Genomic DNA, 21,674 nt, shown 5'->3' with positions numbered 1-21,674 from the left:
TACCGAGACGCGCAGTGCTCCCGCGAATGCATCCCGATAGCAACTCATTCTCGGCGGTCTTTAATGGTCCATCGGTCTCCGATTGCGTCGATGCCATAAGGAGACACTAACGTTCAGGGAGCGGAAGAAGTAAACTCCGCCGTCCCAGCGTGCAGCATCATGAAACAGATCAATCCCTGCTCTTTTGAAACTCTCTGGGATCGCGCGAAGCCCAAGCCGAGCGAAGCAATATCGCCCGAGAATCAAACGCTGTGTCAGGCTCTTTTCGAAGCCTTGCCGGATGCTATCGCGGTCGTCGATTCTCAAGGCCGCATCCGGCAAATCAACGCGGAGCTGGAGCGATTGTTCGGCTACGATCGAGAAGATTTACTGGGTCGACCAATCGAGAGCTTGATTCCGGAGCGTTATAGAGCACGTCATATCGATCACCGGCAGCACTACCGCGCAGCGCCTTATCGGCTCAAGATGAGCCAGCGCCCCGAACTCTACGGCCTGCGACGGGACGGCAGCGAGTTTCCCGTGGACGTCCATCTGGCGCCCATCAAGGCGGAGGAAGGTACCTTAACCATAAGCGTCATACGCGATATCACTCCCCACAAGACTGCCGAGGCCGAAATCCAGGAGCACGCGCACCGCAAGGCTATTCTCGCCGATCTGAGCCAATCGGCCCTGGCCGGCACCAGTCTTGATCGGCTGATGAAGCACGCCGTGGAACAGATCGCCCAGTGTCTCGACATCGAGTACACGAAAATCCTGGAGCTTCTTCCCGATGGTCGGGCCTTACGATTGAAGGCGGGTGTGGGCTGGCGAGAAGGATTGGTTGGAGAAGCAACGGTCAGCGCCGGTTTGGAGTCTCAAGCAGGTTACACGCTGCTAATCTCCAAACCGGCCGACGAGAGCACCCTGATCGCCGGCGAACCGGTCATCGTCGACGACCTTCGCAGCGAGACGCGCTTCAGCGGTCCGCCTCTGCTCTTCGAGCACGGCGTCGTGAGTGGCATGAGCATCACCATTCCCGGGTATGCGCGGCCCTACGGCGTGTTGGGCGTGCATACCAAAAAGCACCGCGCTTTTACCGAGGATGATGCCCAATTCCTGCGCGCCGTTGCCTATACGCTGGCTTTGGCCATCGAGCGCCGGCAAACCGAAGAGGCCTTGCGCGAAAGCGAAATGCGCGCCCGGCGCTTGGTGGAAGCCAATATCATCGGAGTGTTTGAGGGAATCGAAGACCAGATCTGCAATGCCAACCAGATCTTCCTCGATATGTTGGGTTACAGCCGTGAGGATCTGCAGGCGGGAAGATTACGCTGGCCGGAGATGACGCCGCCCGAATACCAAGCCTTGGATGAAGCGGCTCGGAACCAGTTATTGGATCACGGCGCGATCACGCCTTTCGAGAAAGAATTCATCCGTAAGAACGGCACTCGGGTGCCGATCCTGATCTGCGCCACTGCGCTGGAACGCTCACCATTCACCTGGATCGCGTTCATCGTCGATTTAAGCGAGTACAAGCGGCTGGAAGACTCGTTGCGGCGCCGAGCGGCCGAGCTTGCCGATGCTGACCGCCGCAAAGACGAATTCCTGGCGATGCTGGCCCATGAGCTTCGGAATCCTCTGGCGCCGATCCGTAACGCCGTCCATATCCTGCATCGCCAAGTGCCGCTACTGCCCGAGAGTCAACGGCCGCTCGAAATGATCGAGAGGCAGACCCAGCACCTGGCTCGGCTGGTGGACGACCTTCTCGATGTTTCAAGGGTCACGCGCGGCAAAATCAACCTGCACAAACTGCCCGTGGATCTCGTGGCCTTAACCGCTCGGGTCGTGGAAAACCACCGGCCCAGCGCATCGGCGCATCAGCATACCGTCACGCTGACTTTGCCGCCCTGTCCTCTTTATGTCGAGGGCGATGATGTTCGATTAACGCAGGTACTCGACAATCTTCTCAATAACGCCAACAAGTACACTCCGGACGGCGGACACATCTGGGTGACCGTCAAGGACCGGAAGGACGAAGTCCTCGTCTCGATTCGAGACAGCGGTATCGGAATTGCCGAGAACGATCTGTCCGAAGTCTTCGACCTCTTCGCCCAAGTCGATCCGGGGATCGACCGTGCCCGCGGAGGATTGGGCATCGGGCTCTCACTGGTCAAACGGCTGGTGGAAATGCACGGGGGCTATGTCGAAGCGCGCAGCGACGGACCTGGAAAAGGCAGCGAGTTCATTATCTACCTCCCGCTTTTGTCTGCAAAAACCGAGCTGGTTTCCCACTCTTGGAGCGCTCTACCGGCGTCCGAAGCACCGCCCGTGCTACGGGTTCTAGTGGTGGACGACAATTACGACGCGGCGGAATCGATGGCCCTGCTGGTGAAGCTGTGGGGACATGAAACACGCATCGTCCATGACGGCCGGTCCGCAGTGGATATATGCCAGACGTATAAGCCGGATGTGGTTTTGCTCGATCTCGGTTTGCCGGGAATGAGCGGCTATGAAGTCGCTCAGCACTTACGAAAGGAATACGGAGACTCGATGACGCTTTTCGCCCTGACGGGGTACGGACAAGCCGAAGACCGACAGCGAAGCGCAGCGGCCGGTTTCAATCATCATCTGGTCAAGCCGATCGACCCCGGTATCCTCAAGACCTTGCTCGCCTCACGCGAGGTAAGGCCAGCCTAAAGCCAGGGCATCGTCGCGGCACGGTGTTGCCCATCGAGACGGTGCATCCTCAGCCGAGTGCCCTCAATGGCGAAGCTGCTTCTCCCACTTCGACAGAACCGTCGCGGCCACTGCATTGCCCAGAACATTGGTGGCGGAACGTCCCATGTCCAGGAAATGGTCGATAGGCAAGAGCAGTAGCAGCCCCGCTTCCGGGATATCGAACATCGATAGTGCGCCGGTAATGATGACCAGTGACGCCCGCGGCACGGCCGCGATGCCTTTGCTGGTAAGCATCAGCGTAAGCAGCATGATGATTTGCTGGTGAAGCGATAAATCGATGCCGTACGCCTGGGCGATGAACAAGGTCGCGAAGGTCATGTACATCATCGAGCCATCCAGATTGAAGGAATAACCCAAGGGAAGCACGAAACTGGCAATGCGGTTGGGACAACCGAACCGCTCCAGTTCCTGCAGCGTCTTCGGAAATGCGGCCTCGCTGCTGGCCGTACTGAAAGCCAGCAAGAACGGTCCGCCAAGCCGCGAAAGCAAGTTTTTTATCCGCGTCCCAATCACCAGAAATCCCACGCAAATCAGCATTCCCCAGAGCAGTACCAGCGCCAGATAGAACTCGATCATCAGCGTACCGTAGGTTGAGATAATACCTGTTCCCTTCTGGGCAATAATCCCCGCGGCCGCCCCGAACACGGCTAATGGCGCCAACAGCATGACGTAGCCGGTCACCCGCAGCATCACGTGCCCCAGGGCATCCAGCGCGGCGATAATGGGTTCGCCCCGATCTCCAGTTGTTGCCGCCGCCACCCCAAAAAACGATGCGAACACGACGATTTGCAAGATCTCGTTGTTCCCCATGGCTTCCACTACATTTTGCGGAATCACGTGGTGGAGGAGCGTCTTCAGGTCAAAGTGGTTTGCAGGCAGAGCAGCATGTACGGCGTCCTGAGAGACAGGCAGATGGAGCTGAACGCCCGGTTGTGCCAGATTGACCAGGACCATGCCGAGCGAGAGCGAAGCGAGGCTCGCAACGAAGAAATAGAACAGGGCTTTTCCGCCCAGTCGACCGATCGCCTTGACATCGCCCAGCTTGGCGATTCCGACCACCAGAGTCGAGAACACGAGCGGGGCGATGATCGCTTTGATGAGGCGCATGAAAACCTCGGTCAAGAGCGAAACATTACTGACGAACGTTTTGATTTCGTCCGGATCGGGAACGAAACGGCGGACCAGTTCTCCGCAGGCCACACCCAGCACGAGAGCGGCAAGAATGGAGATCGTCAGAATATTTTTTGGCATCTCGCTGAATCAAGCAATGTTCCGGCAAAGCCCGATGGCCGATCCATCTGGCCGAAAAGCATGTCAACCGGCGTTGAAAGTGGAAGAGGACGACGTTAAATGCTGATGTAAGGATCAGCCGCCTTCATTTTCATGGTATCGGCCGATCGATGAATATGAAAGGCGCCGCCCAATTCGGCTCGCCTTATTCGATGATGCGCTTAATTAGGCACCGTATCGGAACTTAGTATAACTATCAGCCGAGGTCCGAGGCTACTTGCAAACACTTCAAGTAGTAAATCGCGGCCATACCTGAACATGAGCGTGGCCGGAAGCAGAAATGCGAGGGGGGGTGCGCGCCTCAACCGGACAGGCTGGGGAAGAGCAGTCAACCGCTAACGGTTGCGTTCGGAATTATCCGACAACGGCACGCCAGCAGGATTTTCGAGCCTTACCATATTGCCAATCACTTACCAAGGAAAAAGCGGTCCGCGTAGGGTGGCGCTTCGCACTTCCTCGGGTACCAGAATGAACACTACGAAGGCAACGGTGGCCAGCAAAGACGTGGCGGATACCGCAAGGCCCACAAAGAAGAATCTGGCAAAGCAACTGATCTGTTGTTTAGACTCTAGAAGAAACATGCAAAAGACTCTTTTGTCAGTTACGTCGATGGTGATCATAGACCCGCTAGAGCACAAGAGTCGTCAGGAAACGGTCAGTTCTCGGTTACGATTCACCCGCAGTTCTTATCGGTGCAAGCGGCTCGCCGTGGAAAATCTCGGGTCAATAGCGGAAAACCACCTCGGCCGGAAGATCCCGAAGTAAGAATCGGCCATTGGTCAACGTCTGCGCCTTGCCGTTCACTTCGATCCGGCGCGGCGCCTGCGGCAGGGGCAGATCGATGATGATGTTTTCCGGCGGGATCGTCAGACCCTCATCGATCCGGATCCGGGTTTCGCCGGGGGCAGGCACTTCGGCATGATAACTCAGTATTCCATAGGACGTTTTCAGCCCCGCGACTCCCACGCCCCCCGCCGCTTCCACCCAATGGCGCGGCAAACCGGCACCGATCACCAGGCGCCGATCGGTCTCTTCGTAAGCAAACAGGGTCAGGAAAGCCTGGATGAATTCCGCCCCGATCCACGAATGAGGCATATCGCCGATGAAACGCGGCGCGAGGGGATCGCGCCAGACGATCTCGGCCCACTGATTCCACGCAGCCGGGCGTCTTCCTTGGAAAAGAAACTGTAGCGTCCTGAACGCCGCATCCCGTTTTCCGAGCCGAACCAGGGCGCCGACATTGCGGAATTCGTAAGGCGCATAGGCCTGCTCATCGAGCTCGCGTCTTATCCGGGCCTCGACATCGCCGGCATAACGACCGAAAGTCCGCTGAAAAACCGGAGCCAGGGGTCCCGTTGCCTCGCCGCCGATCGAAAGGGCGATCGCCGTGGAGGTCGGATCGTAGTCGCCGAGCTCCGCGGAACCGGGAACAAAGTCGATGCCGAACTTGCGTCGAGTCAAGCCGATCGAGCTGTGGACATCGGCGCGCAGAGCATCCCGCAATTCGGCATAGCGGGCCGCTCGTTCGCGATCGCCGACGGCGGCGGCCAATTGAGCGGCATCGTCGATGCCCCGGATTGCCCAGAAATCATCCCAGTAAGAATGGACCGGACGGGCCACATAGCCTTCGTGACTGGCCGATTCCGGTATGAGGCCGAAGAAACGAAAAGCTTCGCCTTTGGTGTAATCCTCGGTCAAACGCTGCCGCCGCAGGGCGGCTAGGTAGTCGATGGTCCGCGTTATGCGGGACCACAAGCTCTTCAGGAACTCGAGGTCGCCGGTATAGCGGTAGTAATTGGCGATTGTGTAAACGAATTGACCGGCACTGTCATGCTCGATCATGGCGTCCGGACCCCACGGGTCCAGGCAGCAGGGAATCGCTCCGTCCGCCGTCTGATAGCCAGCGTACCAGCGGATAAACTCGCGCACCTCCGCCGCATGGCCGAAGGCCAGAAGCGTAGCGGAGGTAATCGCCCCATCCCGAATCCAGGTGCGGCCGTAGCGTCGCGAACCGGGCCGCAAGGCCTGTCCGTCGCGATGAATCAGGATGTAGGCGAGATTGCTCTTCACGGTGCGGACGAAATCCTCCTCGGCCGGCGGCACCCGAAACGCGACCTGCCCCAGTTCCCTCTCCCACTTTCGAACGATCTCGGCGTATTGCCTTTCCCAGAATTGGCCGGCATCCGCGCCATGTAGAAGTCTTTTCGGGCTACCCGGATCGCCTTTTGCGGGAAGCGCAAGATAAACATCCCGCGTTTCGTCAGGCGCGAGAACGAGCGGATAACGAAGCACGCCGCTGGCCAATCCGTTCGCATCGGTTACGGCTTTCGCGGGCGGAACGGCGTCTCGAGCCAGATCCAGAGTGATCGGATAACCATCTAAGCTCGTGACGCCGGCTTGGGCGGCCGGCGTCAGCGGCACGACGAGACGGTCGTCGCCCCGGAGAACGGCATTTTCGCATCCAAGCCTGTAGATACGCGAAACGCCGCCCATGGTATGCAGGGATTGCCACGGCGGATTCGCCAGGAACGGGCGCACGGCGAGAAAAAGACTTGCTTTCACGGCCGCTCCAGTGTGGTTCTCGACTCGATAACGGGCAAGGATCGAACCTTTCGGATCATCGCTCGCCAGCGCGGTGACCGTGAGATAGAGCGGCCCTCGTTCCAAGCGCACCGAAGGAATCGGCAGATAGCCGCGTTCGAGAGAGGGCTTAGCGGTTCCGTCGGCCCAGCCATGGAGCCGTCCATCGACATAAAGAAAAGGCTCCACGGAAAACGCACCCTCGTCGACCTCGAGCATGCCGTCTTCGTTCAGAAGGGCTTCGCGTTCCGCACCTCGGCGTTCGGTTCCGGAACTGCCTATCACCGTCCAGTAGGTTTGCTCGCCTAAAAAATAACGGGGGTAAGCCCCCCTTTCGGAATCGCGGGCGATGCGTTCGAACATTCGGTTGGACGAAGAACTGAAGTCGATCGGCGCGACCTCGACGCGGCGAATTCCGAAACCCTTCCCGCGCCGGCTTTGCGCCAGGGAAAGCCGCACGAAACGGGACTCCGACTCAGGCATAGGAATGTAGTCGCGCCGGCCGTTGCCTTGGGTTACCGCATAAGCCCTGTGCCAATTTCGGCCGTCGTCGGAACGTTCGACCGAATACGCCGTGGCATAGTCCTCTGGGTGCCAATCGATGATCAATCCGCCGTACTCCCGGCGCTCGCGGAAGTCCAGAAGCAGCCACTGAGGTTCGCGGTTGCTCGCGCTATGCCATGCCGCTTCGGGGTGCTGATCCAGCAACCGCGCCGGTTCCAGCCCCGGAAGCGAACTCGACGCCGTCAAGAACGGCGATCCGGAATAAGCGCGCTGCGGCGGAAGCGGTTCGAGTCGCAGATCGTCGATCCAGAGCGTGCCGCGGCCTCCGGTTCCGCGCGCGATCACGAACTCGATAAGCCCTAGTTCCGCCAATTCTTTTTCGCCCGCCGGCCCCCAGGCAAACTCGAACCGGCGACGCTTGACGCGCAGCGTCTGCCAGGTTTTGGGGAAACGAAATTCGGGATCTCGGAAGCGCCAGACATTTTTGCCCGACCGGTCGACCAATCGGATCTCGAGAACGTTGGGCGGCGCGGTGCCGCGTAGGGCTAAAGTAACGGCGTAATTATCGGGCAGCGCAATCGGAAACGGCTTGTGGACGATGACTTCGCCGCCGCCCTTCCGGAAATCGAAGTCGATGCGTAAGGCCGATCCCTCCCGGCCCCGGTCCGGCGCCAATGATACTCGGGCTCCCTGCCCTGCGACGGTGCTCCAGCCCTCCCCCCGTCCGAACCTGTCCAACACCTGTGCGGAATCGGCCGGCGCGGTTCCGGCTGCCGCGACAAGCATCAGAAATGCAATGAGTGCCAATCCGAGTCGGAACATAGCCGCCGAGGACAAATCGCTTCCATATTATTCTTCATCCTGAATCAACCGCCATTTCCATCCACCGTCTCCGGCGAGTTCGAGGACGGCATCGTAGTTCTCCAGCTTCTCATCGGTGCCCCTTCGTCCAGTCGTCCATCGACTGAACGTGACATAAGTGATTTCGCTTTTCGAGAGCATCCTCAACAGCTGGCCGGCCTCGTCGGCCCGCATGGAAGTACTGATGCGATCCAGAAAGGCGAAACGCGGGGCGGCCAGCATGAGACGGGCAAAAGCCAATCGCTGTTGCTCCCGGAGCGAAAGCATGTGGTCCCAATCCCGCTCGACATCGAGCCCGCCGATACGCGCCAATATAGGCTCGAGATCCAAAGCGCGCAGCACGCCCAGTATTCGGTTTTCCGCGATCGATTCCTCTGTCCCGCTGCGAACGAGCAATTCCCGCAGCGTGCCCGGTGGAAGGTAGGGCCGTTCCGGAAGAAAGTAAATCTGATTGGACTCGGGTCGAACGATACGCCCCGTTCCGCTATCCCAGATACCGGCAGTGGCTCGGAACAATGCCACTTTGGCCTCCTCGCTCGGCCCGATGACCAAAACCCTGATTCCGGGCGAAATCGAGACGGTCAAATCCTTGATCAAGGGACGGCCATCGCTCGGCGACAGCACGTTCAGCCCCACATAAGCCACGTGCTCGCCTTCGCTAGTCTCGATGGCCGATCTTTCGGGCGCTCGAGCCCCGCTGATGGCCTCGGCCAACGAACCGAGCCGCGCGATCACCGCAGCGAACGAAGAAATCGATTGGAACTGCGTGACGATCAGCGAGAAGGCGCCCACCAAATGGGCGAAGGCTATCGCCGACTGAGTGATCACGCCGAACTCGACGCGCCCTTGAATGAAAAAAGGCGCCACGACGAGGGCGGGGATGATTTGGATCAGGTAGTTATAGCCCGTGGTAAAGAAATTAAGGTTCCGGTTCACCGTGATGATCCGCCGAAAATTTCCCGTCAAATCGTCAAGATGACGCAAGAGCCGGGCGCCAAGCCGCCGTTCGCGGTGCAGCAGCGCCACCGACGCGGCATTCTCCCGGACATGGATGAGATCGGCCCGGAAATTGGCTTCCTTATCGAGCTGGGCATAGTTCAATTCGACCAGCGTTCGGCCCAACACAATGGTCAGGTATGAACCGCCGGCGGCATACGCGATGGTAACGGCGAACAGGATCGGACTGATCGACCACATGACCCCTGAAAATGCCAATACGGTGAACGTGGCATTGAGGAGCATGAGTACGAAGGACAGCGTGGTTGCGGTAAATACCCTTATATCCTCGGCGATACGCTGGTCCGGATTGGTAATCTTCCCGGTTTCATCCAGACGGAAATAGGCCCTGCGCTCGAGGTAGTGGACGACCGCCAATCGCGTCAGCCACTCTCGCCACAGCAAACCGAGCCTTTCTTCGGTAAACCGGAAAATCGCCGCCACCGCCGAGGCCGCGACAAACACGCCGATCCAGAGAAGGGCCTGGCCAGTGAACGCGGACACGTTACGGTGTTCGATCGCCGTCATGAAATCCCGGCCGACGTAGCTGCTGACCACATTCAGGCCATTGACCGCGAACAGCAGGAGAATGAGCCCCGCGAACAGCCGCTTGGCCCGCCCGCCGACCTCGGAACCGGCGAAACTCTTGACCGAGCGGATAAATTGATCCCAAGTCTGCCGGTTGATCAGTACTTGTCGTCCATCCATCCGTTACGCTACCTGCTGGGGTTGGCCGCTGCCCCGGCGGCTCGAGCCGTGGGTGCCTAGTGGTTGCCGTTGAGTCGCCATGGTCATCCTTCCTTTGGTTCCGTTCGGTCCGAATCCATCCTGTCCAGGCCGGGTACCGCGACTGGCTTATCTATTAATCAGGCCCGTAAATACCCTCCTGGTCTTTCGGGCCGCCGCCCAGGCCGGTACACGCCCGGCCTGGGCTCACGCGGCTTGTCGCCGCGCCGGGGCATCCCTGCCCCGGATTAACCCGGCCTATATTTATAGGCCGGGTTAATAACGCCAGTGTGGAGCAAGGCCTTTTCCGTGGCAAGTTCGGACAAACGTGCTCCATGTTCTAGCACCGGGACCAAACGGGCGAAGATGGGGTATTCGACGATGCGCCCGCTATTCAATACGCCCAAGCTTCGATCTTGCCGTGTTTCGTGTAGACGGAGCCGGGCGACATCAGCCAGCCGGCGTGGTAAACGTGTCGGATTTCTTCCTCGGCCCCGTCTACCGTATTCTCACTCATCGGCATGCCCCATGAGGCATAAAGAGCGCATCGGCTCATGCCCTTTTGGATTCGCTTCTGCTCCACCAGTACCCATTCTTCCGGAGTAACCAAGTTTCGCCGCTCGATTTCATGCCTGTATTGATCTGCCCGGGAATTGGAAATGAACCAGGTAGCGTAAACCGCGTACCCGCGACAAACATCGAGATCGCTGAGACCGTTCAGACGGGCCGGATCGATCGCGCAACCGGAGACACCTATCATGGCCAGCACCAACGGGAGCCAACGAATGCCTATCGCATCGATCGGCCGGGCGCTCACTAGGGGCTCGCCTTCCGAGCTGAACGGTAAGGTAAGCATCTGGACGAATCTACGAGCATGGGTGCCTCGCCCGGAAAACTGAGGAAATTAAAACGACTGGCACTATTGTCTCCCCGATCGCGTCAAAGTTTATGTGTAGCCTTGTCGACGAGTCGCTATACCCGGCCACTGAACGCCCGATGAATTAGACCTTGTTTCAAATCCTCGGTTGCTGCGCGGCACTCGCGCCCCGCTCCGAACTCGCCCAATAGATACGGAACTTAAGCGCCCATGGGTAAGTCTATTGCATTGAAAAACCGACAGAACTTCTATAAAGACGGTCCTCTCCCACGGTACCGCGTTCATTCCGAAAGACTTCCCGGTCTATTGGAAAAGCAAGATCTAGCCTTATTTAAGGCCTAGCCGACCGAGCGAAGACGCTCACCCGTCGAGATAATCCGGAACGTCGGCAAGCGTGGAACCCGAATTCAATCCAACGGAACCTGTTTACAGATAGTGATCGATATTCGTCGGTTTTCTCAACGATTTCCATAAATAGACAAGTTTGAATTTTTTAGCAACATAGCTAGTACGACTACTCAGTTGATGAATCAAGAACAGCAGCAATTTCAGCTCGAAGAGCTCATCGCCAAGGGCAAAATCCAGGGCTATCTGACCTACACGGAGATCACCGACCATCTGCCCGACGACATGGCCGATCCGGATCAAATCGAAGATATCGTCGGCCTGATCGAGGATATCGGGATCGACGTGTACGAAGAGGCGCCTGACGCCGATCTGATTTCCGTGCCGGCGGTTGTCACCGAGGAGGATGAAGAGGAAACCGCAGCCGTCGCCGCAGTGCTGACCTCGGCGATCGATGCCGAACAAAAACGCACGTCCGATCCGGTACGCATATACATGCGTGAGATGGGGGCCGTGGATTTGCTCACCCGGAATGAGGAGTTGAGCATCGCCAAGCGGATCGAAGAGGGCCTGAACCAGGCGGCGCAGGAATTGGCGCGTTTTTTACCCGCCATGGACCATTTTCTCAAGGCTTTCGAAACCATCGAGCGGGGCGGCGTACGTCTGTCCGATCTGATTTCGGGTTTCGTCAGTCAGGTACCGCAGTCCGAAGAAGTTTCGCTCGACGCGGAATCGGACGCCGAGTTACCCGAGGAAACCGAAAGCAGTCCGGATTCCGTGCAAGTAAAGGAAAGACTGGCGGAATTCGCCAAGCGTTACGACACCGCGCTCAGCATGCTTCAAGAATTCGGCTACCGCCACGAGCACACGGAAAAAGCCTTCCAGGCTTTGACCGAGAGCTTCCTGGAATTCAAGAAAACGCCACAGTTTCTTAAGGAACTGACGGGAGTTTTACATAGCACCGTCGCCAAGATTCGCGAGCAGGAAAGATCGATCCAGGATATCTGCGTACACCAGGCAAAAATGCCTCGCGCGGAGTTTATCGATTCTTTCGTCGGAAACGAGACTTCTCCGGATTGGCTGCCGGAACAGTTGAAAAAGGACGCGCCTTTTGCCGAGCCGCTGGCGGCATTCGCCGACAGAATCGAACGAGCTCAAAACGAACTGGCCCGAATCGAACAAGCGACCGGACTTTCGATGGGTGACATCAAGGAGATGAACAGACGTGTCTCGATCGCTGAGAATCAGGCACAGCAAGCGAAAAAGGAGATGGTCGAGGCGAATCTGCGGCTGGTGATCTCCATTGCCAGGAAGTACACCAACCGGGGCCTACAATTTCCCGACCTGATCCAGGAAGGCAATATCGGCTTGATGAGAGCGGTGGACAAATTCGAATACCGACGCGGTTACAAGTTCTCCACTTATGCCACGTGGTGGATTCGCCAAGCGATCACGCGGGCCATCGCCGACCAGGCGCGTACCATTCGCATCCCGGTCCATATGATCGAAACGATCAACAAGCTGAACCGGATCTCGCGCCAAATGTTGCAAGAGCTGGGCCGCGACCCAACGGTGGAGGAACTGGCGGAGCGCATGGACCTGTCCGAGGACAAAGTGCGGGCGATACTCAAGATCACCCGAGAGCCCGTTTCGATGGCAACCCCCATCGGCGACGACGGGGACACCCATCTGAGCGATCTGATCGAAGACCCTTATGCCACGTCGCCGGTCGAGTCGGCGACGACTTCGGGCTTACGCGAAACAACCCGGAAAGCCCTGGCCGGTCTGCCCGAGCGGGAAGCCGAAGTCCTGCGCATGCGTTTCGGCATCGATATGAGCACCGACCATACCCTCGAGGAAGTCGGGAGACAGTTCGACATCACCCGCGAGCGCATCCGCCAGATCGAGGTGAAAGCACTGCGCAAGCTACGTCAATCCTCGGGTTCCGAACCGCTACGCAGCTTCCTCGATTTGGGCTGATAAGGATAGTTGTCGGCAAGGGACTGCCGCCCTGCCATCGCCCCTTTCATCGGCGAGCGGTGGATTTTATCCTCGTAGCGCCGGGTGCCGGTTACGGGGATCTCCTTACTTGACAGCGTCTCGGGGCTGGCGCATTTTCTATTTTTGCCGATAGAACTTACGCAAATCCGCTGCTTGTCTCCTCTCCTTCCGAGAGAGGGTTAAAGTGAGGGAGTTGAAAATCAGGGAAGGTTTTCTTTTTTCGATTCCGCCATGCTCGCCTTCTCTGAACGTCCCTCTTCTTCCAATCGCAAACGTCGCTTCAGTAGCGACTTTTCCCAAAGGGCGAAAGGTTCAAAGGTTCCGTTCTTCTTACGGAAGAAAGAGGCAGGAATCGAAAATGACGAGAGCGATCAAACTGCACAAGCTCTGATCGAAACGCTTTGGATTTTCCAATCTCCAGAGAAGGAGGTATACGATGGCCACTTATGTATTGCTGACCACCTTGACGTCCGAAGGCCGGCAAACCCTGCACAAGAATCCCGACCGGATAGTGGAAGTGAACAAAGAAATCGAGCAATTCGGGTGCAAAGTTCTTACCCAATATGCCCTCCTTGGGGCTCACGATTTCTTGACCATCATAGAGGCGCCAGACAATGAGACTGCCGCTCATCTTGCGGTCGATTTGGGTTCGCGCGGCTCGGTCATTCCCATGACCTTGCCAGCCATGCACATCGACGATTTCATCAAGAAGCTCAAAGGGCCGAAGCAAATGGGGCATGGTTAAGAGCCCACTGAGCAATTCGGACGGCCTGCGCACGTCGATCGGCCCCGCCGCGCCGCCGAAACCCGTTTTGAAGGAAGGACTTCCGAGTTGTCGTGGCGGCGGAGAACCGAATTTTTTCGGCGCCACGATCAACCGAAGATTTCCGGATATTTCCATCGTTCCTAAGGGTCCCAATATAAGTTGGGCACTGTGCAGATCGATCGGCCAATCAAGAACCAGCGAAACAGGCCATTCCGCGTTCATCCGCTTTCGCAAGGCCGATGAACCTACCGGAAAGCATTCAGGCGCGACGATTCCAAATCCCGTCAAGAGGCAAGTCATGAGCACCGAAACCGGCCAATTGCAACCCGCAACCGATGCGCCCAGTTGGGAGCATTTTCCGCACATGGCCGACATGGGCGTGCGCGGCCGAGGCGCTACGATCGAAAAAGCTTTCGCTCACGCCGCTGAAGCGCTGAACGCCGTCATCTGCGATCCCGTCCAGGTCGGAACCACGACGCCGGTCGAAATCCGTTGCGAGGCGCCCGACATAGAATCGCTGCTGGTGGACTGGCTGAATGCACTCGTTTATGAAATGGCGGTGCGCCAGATGGTATTCGGCCGCTTCGACGTCAGTATCGACGGTTCCGCCTTGCACGCCACCGCCTGGGGCGAACCCGTCGAACGGGAACGCCACCACCCCGCGGTTGAGGTCAAGGGCGCCACGTACACCGAGCTCAAAGTCTATCGGGATGAAAACGGCGTTTGGATAGCGCAATGTGTCGTAGACGTGTAAAGCATCAGTCAAGAGAGGGTCGACGATGGATATCAATCGCCTGACGCGGCTATCCGAATTCGCCTGGCGCATCGAGCCGGTGAACGGTATGCGGGTGCCGGTCATCATTTATGCCGATGAAACCTTGATCGGCGACATGGATGAAAAAGTCAGGGAGCAGGCTGTGAACGTTACCATGCTGCCGGGTATCGTCGGCGCGTGCTACGCCATGCCGGACGCCCATTGGGGTTACGGCTTTCCGATCGGCGGCGTGGCCGCGTTCGATGCCGAGCAGGGTGGCGTCGTCTCGGCCGGAGGCGTGGGTTTCGACATCTCATGCGGGGTTAGAACCCTGCATACCGGTCTTAAACGCGAACAAGTGGACCCGCTCAAAAAGGAACTCGTCGATGCTCTGTACGCCACCGTACCGGTCGGCGTCGGCAGCCGCGGCCATATCCGCCTCGATCACGCTCAAATGGACGAAATGCTGTCCGGCGGCGCCGAGTGGGCGGTTCGGCAAGGCTATGGCCGCCCCGAAGATCTGGAGAGGATCGAAGAGCGCGGCCGGATGGCGGGCGCCAAGCCGGACGCCGTGTCCGTTCACGCCAAGGAGCGACAGCGAGCGGAGATGGGGACGCTGGGTTCGGGCAACCACTATCTCGAAGTGCAGGAGGTCAGCGAGATTTACGATCCGGCCATCGCCGCATCGTTCGGCCTGGCGACAGGCGACGTGGTGGTCACCATCCACTGCGGTTCCAGAGGCTTGGGCCACCAGATCGGCACCGACTTTCTCAAACGCATGCAGACGGCCGCGGTGCAATACGGCATCGCCCTGCCCGACCGGGAATTGGCCTGCGCCCCGATCGAATCGCCGGTCGGGCAAGAATACCTCGGCGCGATGCGCGCCGCGATCAATTGCGCGCTGGCGAACCGGCAGATCATCACGCATCTGACCCGCAAGGTGTTTGCGGAAATCCTGCCGGAAGCCCGGCTCGATTTGCTTTACGACGTTTCGCACAACACCTGCAAAGTAGAAGAGCACCTGATACAAGGCCGGAAAAAGCGAGTCTACGTGCATCGCAAGGGCGCAACGCGGGCTTTCGGTCCGGGCCATCCGGATTTGCCGAAAGTGTTTCGCGAGACCGGACAGCCGGTTTTGATCGGCGGTTCGATGGGAACGGCGTCCTACATCCTGTCGGGCACTGCGAGCGGCGAAACCTTGTCGTTCGCCTCCGCCTGCCACGGCGCAGGGCGAGCCATGAGCCGCCACCAGGCCGTGCGCACCTGGGGCGGCCGAGAGGTGGTCGACGAACTGGCCGCGCGCGGCATCATCGTGCGCAGCCCCTCGTGGCGCGGAGTCGCCGAAGAAGCGCCGGGCGCCTACAAAGACGTGCATGACGTCGTGATAGCCGCGGATAGAGCCGGGCTCGCGCGCCTGGTGGCCAAGGTCACGCCGATGGCTTGCATCAAGGGGTAACCGGCGCTTCCCTTTTTGCAGCTGGACTAAGAGCCTATCTCAGTAGGCTCTTAGCGCGTTTTTCATCCCGGTGTACGGCTTCGTGTCGGGTGGGAGGAACGTAGGTCGGCAATCCCTTGCCGACTTATCGGCTCGGCAAAGGATTTTGTTGGAAGGGGCGTCCTGGCGCTCCCAGAACGGCCGTTTTGCGATTGGAAGGGTCGCGACTGAAGCGACCGTTTGCGATTGGAAGGGTCGCAACTGAAGCGACCGTTTGCGATTGGAAGGGTCATTCGGGCGCTCCAATCGCAAACGACCTGGCCGGGAGCGCCGGCCAGCCCCTTCCCCGGATGACCGTTTGCGATTGGGAAGGGATTGCCGACCTACCTATCGGGCCCTCTGACACCGAATCGGAAAATGCTCTAAGGCTCCACGGCTGGTAACGGCTTGAAAACGGGAGACTCGAATGAAAAACAGCTTCAGCGCCCGCTCGACGCTTCGTATCGGCGGCCGCGAATACGCGATATACCGGCTGGACGCCGCGGGCGACGTGAACCGCCTGCCGTACAGCCTCCGCATTCTGCTGGAAAACCTGCTGCGCAACGAGGACGGTGTGACCGTCACCCGCGAGGATATCGAAGCCCTAGCGGGGTGGAATCCCAAGAATCCGCCGGACCGCGAGATCGCCTTCTCGCCGGCGCGAGCCCTCCTCCAGGACTTCACCGGCGTGCCGGCCCTCGTGGACCTGGCCGCCATGCGCGACGCCATGGCCGAACTGGGCGGCGACCCGGCCAGGATCAATCCGCTCATCCCGGTCGAACTAGTCATCGACCACTCGGTCCAGGTGGACGCCTTCGGCACACCCGAGGCGTTCGAGAAAAACGTCGAGCTCGATTACCGCCGCAACGCCGAGCGCTACGCCTTTCTGCGCTGGGGCCAGCAGGCCTTCGACAACTTCAAGGTGGTACCGCCCAATACCGGCATTTGCCATCAGGTGAACCTCGAATATCTGGCGCGCGTCGTTTTCTCCACCGACGAGAATCCCGAACTCCCTCGCAACGGCGGACTCCCCCTGGCCTATCCCGACACCTGCGTCGGCACCGACTCCCACACGCCCATGGTTAACGGTTTGAGCGTGCTGGCCTGGGGCGTGGGCGGCATCGAAGCCGAGGCCGTCATGCTGGGGCAGCCCGTTTCCATGCTCATTCCCGAAGTGATCGGCTTTCGATTGGAGGGTGAGCTGCCGGCAGGCGTTACCGCGACCGACCTGGTGCTGACCATCGCCGAAATGCTCCGAAAGAAAGGCGTGGTCGGCAAATTCGTCGAATTCTACGGCCCCGGCGTCGCCTCCTTGAAACTGGAAGACCGCGCCACCATCGGCAACATGACGCCGGAGTACGGGGCGACCTGCGCCATTTTCCCGCCCGACGACCAAACCCTTCGCTATCTGCGCTTCACCGGCCGCCCCGAGGAGCGGATCGCGCTGGTGGAGGCCTACCTGAAAGAACAAGGGCTCTTCCATAACCCCGACGCGCCCGAACCCGTCTTCACCGATACCCTGGCGCTGGATCTCGGGAAGGTGCGGCCCAGCGTCGCGGGCCCCAAGCGTCCGCAGGACCGCATCGGCCTCCCCGACCTGAAGCGGGTCTTCCACGAAACCCTCCCTTCCCTGCTTCCTGCCGGAGCCAAATCCGCGGAGTCGCAGCCGAAGGCGCATGAACCCCGCATCGATCACGGCTCGGTGGTGATCGCCGCCATCACCAGTTGCACCAACACGTCCAATCCTTCGGTCATGATCGCTGCGGGGCTTCTGGCCAAAAAAGCCCGCGAGCATGGACTCGCGCAGAAACCCTGGGTGAAAACCTCGCTGGCTCCGGGCTCCAAGGTCGTGACTGAATATTTCCGCCAGGCCGGACTGGCGCAGTATCTGGACGAACTGGGCTTTCAGACCGTCGCCTACGGCTGCACCACCTGCATCGGCAATTCGGGGCCGCTGCCGCCGGAGATCTCGGAGCAGATCCGGGAGCGCGGGCTGGTGGCTTGTTCGGTGCTCTCGGGGAACCGCAACTTCGAGGGGCGCATCAACCCCGAAGTGCGCGCCAATTTCCTGATGTCGCCTCCGCTGGTCGTAGCGTTCGCGATCGCCGGCCGGATCGACTGGAACCCGGACCAGGAGCCCATCGGCACGGGCAAGGACGGCAACCCCGTGTTTCTCAAGGACATCTGGCCCACCGAGGAAGAGATCGAAAGTACCATCCGCACGGCCATCCGGTCCGACATGTACCGCGCCAGCTACGGTCAAGTCTATGAAGGCGACCGGCGCTGGACATCCATGCCCATTCCTTCGGCGGACCGCTTCGCCTGGGACGAGAACTCCACCTACGTCCGCCAGCCGCCGTACTTCCTTGGGATGCGGGCAGAGGCACCGAAGCGCGTGGAGGATATCCGCGGCGCGAGGGCAATAGCCCTGCTCGGCGATTCGATCACGACCGACCATATCTCGCCGGCCGGGAGCATCCAGAAGGAGTCGCCGGCCGGAAAGTACCTGATCGGGCACGGCGTGGAGCCGCAAGACTTCAACTCCTACGGCTCGCGGCGAGGCAACCACGAAGTCATGGTGCGCGGCACCTTCGCCAATGTCCGCATCAAGAACCGTCTCGCGCCGGGAACCGAGGGCGGCTACGCCACCTATTTCCCGGAAAATGCGGTCATGCCCCTCTACGACGCGGCGATGCGCTACCAGCATGACGGCACGCCGCTCTGCATCCTGGCGGGAAAGGAATACGGCTCGGGCTCCTCCCGCGACTGGGCGGCCAAGGGCCCCTATCTACAAGGGATTCGGTTCGTTCTCGCCGAGAGCTACGAGCGCATCCACCGATCCAATTTGGTCGGAATGGGCGTCCTTCCGCTCCAATTCCGGGACGGCGAAAACGTCGAATCGCTGGGCTTGAGCGGCCGCGAGACCTTCGCCGTGCTCGGGCTCGGAGAGGCCATAGCCACCCGCTTCGCCAACGGTCGCGACGTGACCGTAGAGGCCACGGACGAAAACGGACGGACTCGGGAGTTCCGCGCGACGATACGCATCGACACCCCACAGGAGGTGCTGTACTACCTGAACGGCGGCATCCTCCAGTATGTTCTCCGCCAACTCCTGGCCGGGAAAAAGGCCGAGTCCATCTTCGATGCGATGACCACCGCCCCCCGGCCGGCGCCGCAAACGCCGCGATCCGAGGGTATGGTCGACCAAGGTTCCAGAGACTCCTTCCCGGCCAGCGACCCGCCCGCTTATTGAACCGAATCCGCAGGATGTGGTGAGCGAAGCGAATCGCATCGTTCGAGGACGCGATTGGTGCGGCTCATGCCGGACCATCCTGGTCCGGCACCCTACGGGCGCCGTGCAAACCGGCTCTCCTGCCGGTTTGTCGTCCCTCACCGCACCCTACGATTGTAGGATGCGGTGACCGCAGGGAACCGCATCATTCGCGGCACATCGGTGCGGTTCGTGCTTCACCGCACCCTACACGTCGTAGGATGTGGTGAACGAAGCGAACCGCATCGTTCGAGAACGCGACCGGCGCGGTTCGTTCGGGAACTTCGCAAGCTTGCCGAATCTTTCCTAAACTAGGTGCTTGATATGTACTGAACGCCCCGCAACAAGAACAAGAAAACTTCATGTCCTCCGCCCGCCAACTCCCTTCGCTGCCCCTGGCGGTGTTCCGCTGCCATTTCGAAACCACCGAACCGCTCCGCCTCCCCGCCTACGCCGGGTCCGCCTGGCGCGGCGCACTCGGCCACGCGCTCAAGCGCACCGTGTGCGTGGTGCGGGGCACGGAATGTCCGTCCTGTCTTTTGTACCGAAGCTGCGTCTTCCCCTACGTGTTCGAAACCCCACCGCCGCCCGACAGCGAAAAAATGCGGCGCTACACCACCGCGCCCCATCCCTTCGCGCTGCGTATCGACCCGCGGCAAAACGGCTTGCTCTACCGCCTCGGGCTGACCCTGTTCGGACGCGCCGACCGCCATCTCCCCTACTTCATCCATGCCCTGGACCAAGCCGGCAAAACAGGCCTCGGCCGCGCATCGCAAACCTTCGAACTGATCAAGGTGGAACAGGCCGACGCACCGGAAAATCCGATCGTCTACGAGCCCGGCCAGCCCCTGCGGATGACATCCGCCCAGACGCCGGCCATACCCGCCCTCCCCGAGCGCTTCGAAATCCGCCTCGAAACCCCGATGCGACTGAAACGAGAGGACCACCTGGTCACGCCCGCGCAGTTCGGTTTCGGCGACCTGTTCGGCCATCTGCTGCGGCGGCTGTCCATGCTGAGCTACTTTCACACCGATACGCCGCTGGACGCCGATTTCGCCGCCCTTACCCAAGCGTCACGAAACGTGCCAGTGCATGAGCCCAAGCTTCACTGGCACGACTGGACGCGCTACTCCTCGCGCCAGCAAACCGCCATGCAAATGGGCGGACTGCTCGGCCGCTTCGAACTGCGCGGCGAGGAGATCGAGGCCTTCTGGCCCTACCTTTGGCTGGGCCAATGGACCCACGTGGGCAAGGGGGCCACCATGGGACTGGGCCGCTACCGGATTTGCGCCGCAAGCTTGCCGGAACCCCTGACAGACGACTAACGAAGGCACACTGTAGACCGAAGGACAGGAACGCCAGGGACGGCGGCTCAACCGTTCACCCAACCGAAACCCGAATGACCCACTCCCGCCGAATATTGCTCGTCATCACCGGCTTGACGCCCCAAGTCGTGACCGAAACCCTGTTTGCCCTATGGCAGGAAGCTCCCGAGTCGCTTCCGACCGAAATCCATGTGCTCTCCACTGCCGAAGGCGTGGAGCGGGCGCGCCTGACGCTGTTCAGCGATGAGCCGGGCTGGTTTCATCGATTGTGCAAGGACTACCGGCTGCCGCCGATCCGGTTCGGCGCGGATAGCTTGCACATCTTGACCGACGGCGACGGACATCCCCTGACCGATATCCGCAGCGGCGCGGACAACACCGCAGCCGCGGACGGCATCACCGAATGGGTGCGCCGCCTCACCGAGGACGACGACACCCAGTTGCACGTGTCGCTCGCCGGCGGCCGGAAAACCCTCGGGTTCTTCGCGGGCTATGCCCTCTCGCTGTACGGACGCCCGCAGGATCGTCTCTCCCACGTCCTGGTCGACGCGCCGTTCGAGTCGCACCCCGGCTTTTTCTATCCCACGCCGTATTCCCACGTGATCTATGCCTCGCCGCCCGACCAGAAGCCGCTCGACACCCAAAACGCCGCCGTCACCCTGGCCGACATCCCCTTCGTGCGTCTCCGCCACGGCCTGCCCGAGGCGCTGCTCAAAGGCCGCAGCAGCTTCTCGGCGACGGTGCGCGCCGCCCAAACCGCCCTGGGACCCGCGCGCCTCGACATCGATCTCTCGGCACGCACCGTAACCGCCGGCGGCATCGCCATCCCCTTTCCGCCCGCCGAACTAGCCTTCTATGCCTGGCTCGCCCGGCGCGCGCAGCGGGAACTGCCGCCCCTCCCCTGCCCGCCCGACGGCGCGCCGGACCGCGACTACGCCGAAGGTTTCCTGGCCGAATACCGCGCCATCATCGGCGAACTCGGCGACGCCGACCGCGTGGTGGAGGGACTCAAGTACGGGATGGAAAAGAACTACTTCGAGCGGCGCAAGAGCCGGGGCAACCGGATGCTGCGGGACGCCCTGGGGGCGGGTGCCACCGCTTATCAGATCAAAGGTTTCGGCCGACGCCCCAGAACGGCGTATGGCCTGAGCCTGTCGGCCCATCAGATCGGATTTTGTGATTGATTCAG

12 protein-coding genes are annotated in these 21,674 nt (G+C 60.1%); 7 read left to right on the top strand and 5 right to left on the bottom strand.

Features of this window, described 5'->3' with window-relative positions; genetic code table 11:
* The first annotated feature begins 159 nt into the window (after positions 1 to 159).
* Positions 160 to 2,673 carry a PAS domain S-box protein gene (locus tag ACR2TX_RS14765; protein WP_077729250.1) on the top strand — a complete coding sequence of 838 codons (2,514 nt, stop codon included), beginning with the start codon at positions 160 to 162 and terminating at the stop codon, positions 2,671 to 2,673.
* Positions 2,674 to 2,736: 63 nt separating this feature from the next.
* Here the strand turns inward: ACR2TX_RS14765 and ACR2TX_RS14760 are convergent, their stop codons facing one another.
* From ACR2TX_RS14760 to ACR2TX_RS14745, 4 genes are all read right to left on the bottom strand, one after another.
* Positions 2,737 to 3,966: a dicarboxylate/amino acid:cation symporter gene (locus ACR2TX_RS14760; RefSeq protein ID WP_077729251.1), complete on the bottom strand. Its 1,230-nt coding sequence runs from the start codon at positions 3,964 to 3,966 to the stop codon at positions 2,737 to 2,739.
* Positions 3,967 to 4,728: 762 nt separating this feature from the next.
* The gene (locus tag ACR2TX_RS14755) at positions 4,729 to 7,896 is read right to left on the bottom strand and encodes a discoidin domain-containing protein (protein WP_434112143.1); all 3,168 of its coding nucleotides are present in this window, start codon (positions 7,894 to 7,896) and stop codon (positions 4,729 to 4,731) included.
* A 42-nt stretch (positions 7,897 to 7,938) separates the two neighbouring features.
* On the bottom strand, positions 7,939 to 9,654 hold the full coding sequence (locus ACR2TX_RS14750) for an ABC transporter ATP-binding protein/permease (RefSeq protein WP_077729254.1): 1,716 nt from the start codon (positions 9,652 to 9,654) through the stop codon (positions 7,939 to 7,941).
* A gap of 412 nt (positions 9,655 to 10,066) precedes the next feature.
* Positions 10,067 to 10,528, bottom strand: a complete 462-nt coding sequence (locus ACR2TX_RS14745) for a hypothetical protein (RefSeq protein WP_077729255.1) — start codon at positions 10,526 to 10,528, stop codon at positions 10,067 to 10,069.
* Positions 10,529 to 11,071: 543 nt separating this feature from the next.
* Between ACR2TX_RS14745 and rpoD the strand changes: the two genes are divergently transcribed.
* Positions 11,072 to 12,874 (top strand): RNA polymerase sigma factor RpoD, encoded by a 1,803-nt coding sequence (gene rpoD / locus ACR2TX_RS14740; RefSeq protein WP_280858449.1) that lies wholly within the window; start codon positions 11,072 to 11,074, stop codon positions 12,872 to 12,874.
* A gap of 301 nt (positions 12,875 to 13,175) precedes the next feature.
* Here the strand turns inward: rpoD and ACR2TX_RS14735 are convergent, their stop codons facing one another.
* On the bottom strand, positions 13,176 to 13,883 hold the full coding sequence (locus ACR2TX_RS14735; RefSeq protein ID WP_434129939.1) for a hypothetical protein: 708 nt from the start codon (positions 13,881 to 13,883) through the stop codon (positions 13,176 to 13,178).
* A gap of 76 nt (positions 13,884 to 13,959) precedes the next feature.
* Between ACR2TX_RS14735 and ACR2TX_RS14730 the strand changes: the two genes are divergently transcribed.
* From ACR2TX_RS14730 to csm6, 5 genes are all read left to right on the top strand, one after another.
* Positions 13,960 to 14,415: an archease gene (locus ACR2TX_RS14730; RefSeq protein ID WP_156879349.1), complete on the top strand. Its 456-nt coding sequence runs from the start codon at positions 13,960 to 13,962 to the stop codon at positions 14,413 to 14,415.
* A gap of 25 nt (positions 14,416 to 14,440) precedes the next feature.
* Positions 14,441 to 15,871 (top strand): RtcB family protein, encoded by a 1,431-nt coding sequence (locus ACR2TX_RS14725; RefSeq protein WP_434129938.1) that lies wholly within the window; start codon positions 14,441 to 14,443, stop codon positions 15,869 to 15,871.
* A 445-nt stretch (positions 15,872 to 16,316) separates the two neighbouring features.
* Positions 16,317 to 19,142: an aconitate hydratase AcnA gene (gene acnA, locus ACR2TX_RS14720; RefSeq protein ID WP_434129936.1), complete on the top strand. Its 2,826-nt coding sequence runs from the start codon at positions 16,317 to 16,319 to the stop codon at positions 19,140 to 19,142.
* 380 nt (positions 19,143 to 19,522) lie between these two features.
* Positions 19,523 to 20,485, top strand: coding sequence for a CRISPR system precrRNA processing endoribonuclease RAMP protein Cas6 (gene cas6, locus ACR2TX_RS14715; protein WP_434129934.1), 963 nt, complete (start codon positions 19,523 to 19,525; stop codon positions 20,483 to 20,485).
* A 74-nt stretch (positions 20,486 to 20,559) separates the two neighbouring features.
* Positions 20,560 to 21,669 carry a CRISPR-associated ring nuclease Csm6 gene (csm6, locus tag ACR2TX_RS14710; RefSeq protein ID WP_434129932.1) on the top strand — a complete coding sequence of 370 codons (1,110 nt, stop codon included), beginning with the start codon at positions 20,560 to 20,562 and terminating at the stop codon, positions 21,667 to 21,669.
* Positions 21,670 to 21,674 lie beyond the last annotated feature (5 nt).

The organism is Methylocaldum sp. GT1BB (genome assembly GCF_051027545.1).
Lineage (GTDB): Bacteria > Pseudomonadota > Gammaproteobacteria > Methylococcales > Methylococcaceae > Methylocaldum.
This window is presented reverse-complemented; position numbering and strand designations above follow the sequence as displayed.